Below are 2,403 nucleotides of genomic sequence, written 5' to 3' on the forward strand. Positions count from 1 at the left end.
CCTCATCCCATCCCCGCGCTCAACTGCATAGGTGCGTAGAAAGGAGCGCTTACCAGAATTCGTCGGTCAGCGGCATCAGAAGCCGGCCGCCCTGGACAAGGCGATCGAGCCACAGACGGAATGGGTGGGTGGATCCGGCGAACACGATTACGACGTCAAGCTCACCAACGTCCACGGTCCGGCCGTCGCCTGAGACGACATCGACCTGCGGCCAGCTCGCGAGATTTGCTCGGGCCTGCGATGCCAGCACAGGGTCGGTTTCAACTGCCGTCACGCGACCAGCGGGTCCGACAATCTCAGCCAGCACCGCCGAATAGTATCCGGTTCCGGCGCCGACCTGGAGCACGCGTTCGCCGCGCGCGATGTCGAGATGTTCAAAATTGCGCGCCTAGAAGCTGGGCATCCCATTGTTGAGGTTGCGGCTTGCATCGATCGTCACCAGAACGTCATGATACAGCCAGCGCGGGTCCGTATCCGGGGTCAGGAATGCCTCGTTGTACGGGTCCGAGATGATGCGCCACGGTCCGTGGCCGACGAATTGCTCGCGTGGAACGAACGCAAATGCCTCGATCAGCTGAGGGTTACGTAGGACCGGCGTCTTGTATCGTAGGTCTTCGGCATACCAGCGGCGGGCTACTGCCAACGTGTCGTCCATGAGGCTCTCCTGTTGCGGTGCAGACGATGCGCCTGCGGTCCGCGCGCGCGGACACGTCAAAAAAATTCTGATCCGCTGTCCGCGTCAGGCTCGGCGAAGCGCATATTGGTGTGGTCATGGAAAGATTGACAACACCTCCCAAGCCTGATGACGTGGTTGCCCGCGCTACCGATGTTGCGTCTGCCATCAATGCGCTGTCAGAAATCGATCTCGTACGGCTCAAAGCTCTGGCGCGGTTGTGGAGTCGCGGCCTGCCGGGAGGACTCGGCTGGAGCGACATCCTCCACGAGGCGATTGCTCGCGTCCTCGACGACTCGCGACCCTGGCCCGCCGGCGTGCCCATCCTGGCGTTCCTGTCGGGCGTCATGCGCAGCATCTGCAACGACCATTGGCGGCGTGCGCGGCACGAGCAAAGGCTGCTTGTGAGCCGCGACGATCCGGACCAGCGAAGCTGGCCTAGCGATGAGGCCGACGACGTGCCCCGATCCGGAGCGGATTCTGGCCGCCGCGCAGATGCTGGCCAACGTCTATCGGCTGTTTGAGGCCGATCCGCTGGCGCTGAAGATCATCGCGGGCATGGCCGGCGGTCTGGCGGCCAGAGAGATCTGCAAGGTCCACCAGATGTCCGAGCTCGACTACGACACGACGCGACGGCGGATGCGACGCACTCTGCTGCGCGATCAACGGAACTGGAGCAAGTGATGACACGCTGGCACCCAAGTCTCGATCTGGCCCGCCTGCTCGAAGCGCTGAGCGAGGAAATCCTTGCCGCGACCGATGAGGAAGTGCGACAGACGTCCGGCCTTCAAGGATGGAAGATCGCCAACACCGCCCTTAAGGTCAGAGGACTGATCAGGACCGCGGGCGGGGACGTGAATGGGAGTCTTATTCGAAATTTTGATCTGAACGAAGATTTGAGCGAACCCGGTCGAAGGCTGCGGCCGACGCGTGGGGGCCGCAGCTCGTCGCACAATCAGCGGCATTGAGCGAGGCCGGTGGGCACCTACGGAGCTGGCTTATTATGTCCGCGGTAGAAGGGTTGCCGTGACGGGGTGATTGGATTGAACAGCGGCTTTGCGGAACGTCGGCAATCCGCCTTTCTGGTTTAACGCCACTACGTCTTAACGAAGACGGCGCTTAGGCGCCGCCGAACTTCCAGACCGAAATGCCAAGTTTCTTCGCCTTGTCGGCGAGATTGTCCTGAATACCCGTGCCTGGGAAGTCCATTACCCCGATGGGCAACTTGTGAATCATTGCGTCATTGCGCTTGAACGGCGCGGCCTTGGCGTGGTTCGTCCAATCCTTATTGAGTACAGACCCTAGTCACGTGAATCTAAAGTTCACCACATAATGTCTGCTGAGCCTTGTGACAGAAACGTTTGACAGAGGCCAAGATCTGGTCTGCGGACTTGGTCCATTTGAAGGGCTTCGGGTTGTTGTTGTGCAGTTCGATGAAGGTACGGATGTCGGCCTCGAGCTGCCTGACGGAGGTGTGAACACCTCGCTGGATTTGCTTTCTGGTGAGTTCAGCGAACCAGCGCTCGATCTGATTGATCCATGACGCGGAAGTCGGCGTGAAGTGGACATGATAGTGCGGCCGGCGAGCGAGCCACGCTTTGATCTTGGGTGTCTTATGGGTGGCGTAGTTGATGAGGTTGTCTAATCGCTGCTGAAACGTCAAGGAAATAATCTCCTTGAGGGACTGCCGGGTGCATGGTTGTCTTCGCGGTCGACAATAGGCGCCGCAT

At 60.1% G+C, this 2,403-nt stretch carries 3 protein-coding genes and 2 pseudogenes; 2 read left to right on the forward strand and 3 right to left on the reverse strand.

Annotated elements, in window-relative coordinates; all coding sequences use genetic code 11:
- Positions 1-49: 49 nt before the first annotated feature.
- Positions 50-373, reverse strand: a pseudogene (locus K288_RS55405) (methyltransferase domain-containing protein); the annotation flags it as partial.
- Positions 374-388: 15 nt separating this feature from the next.
- Positions 389-655 (reverse strand): hypothetical protein, encoded by a 267-nt coding sequence (locus K288_RS55410; protein ID WP_027584841.1) that lies wholly within the window; start codon positions 653-655, stop codon positions 389-391.
- A gap of 462 nt (positions 656-1,117) precedes the next feature.
- Between K288_RS55410 and K288_RS55415 the strand changes: the two genes are divergently transcribed.
- Positions 1,118-1,357: a hypothetical protein gene (locus K288_RS55415; RefSeq protein WP_244443493.1), complete on the forward strand. Its 240-nt coding sequence runs from the start codon at positions 1,118-1,120 to the stop codon at positions 1,355-1,357.
- Complete coding sequence (locus K288_RS0143125; RefSeq protein WP_027584842.1) at positions 1,357-1,641, forward strand: hypothetical protein; 285 nt, start codon at positions 1,357-1,359, stop codon at positions 1,639-1,641. The genes K288_RS55415 and K288_RS0143125 overlap by 1 nt, the downstream gene beginning before the upstream one ends.
- Before the next feature lie 347 nt (positions 1,642-1,988).
- Here the strand turns inward: K288_RS0143125 and K288_RS0143135 are convergent.
- A pseudogene (locus tag K288_RS0143135) lies at positions 1,989-2,403 on the reverse strand (hypothetical protein); the annotation flags it as partial.

Source organism: Bradyrhizobium sp. Ai1a-2, assembly GCF_000426245.1.
GTDB lineage: Bacteria > Pseudomonadota > Alphaproteobacteria > Rhizobiales > Xanthobacteraceae > Bradyrhizobium.

Bases quoted from the DNA above. Each gene is read 5' to 3' on its own strand.
- K288_RS0143125 (WP_027584842.1), top strand. From the start codon at position 1,357: ATGACACGCTGGCACCCAAGTCTCGATCTGGCCCGCCTGCTCGAAGCG.
- K288_RS55410 (WP_027584841.1), bottom strand. From the start codon at position 655: ATGGACGACACGTTGGCAGTAGCCCGCCGCTGGTATGCCGAAGACCTA.
- K288_RS55415 (WP_244443493.1), top strand. From the start codon at position 1,118: ATGAGGCCGACGACGTGCCCCGATCCGGAGCGGATTCTGGCCGCCGCG.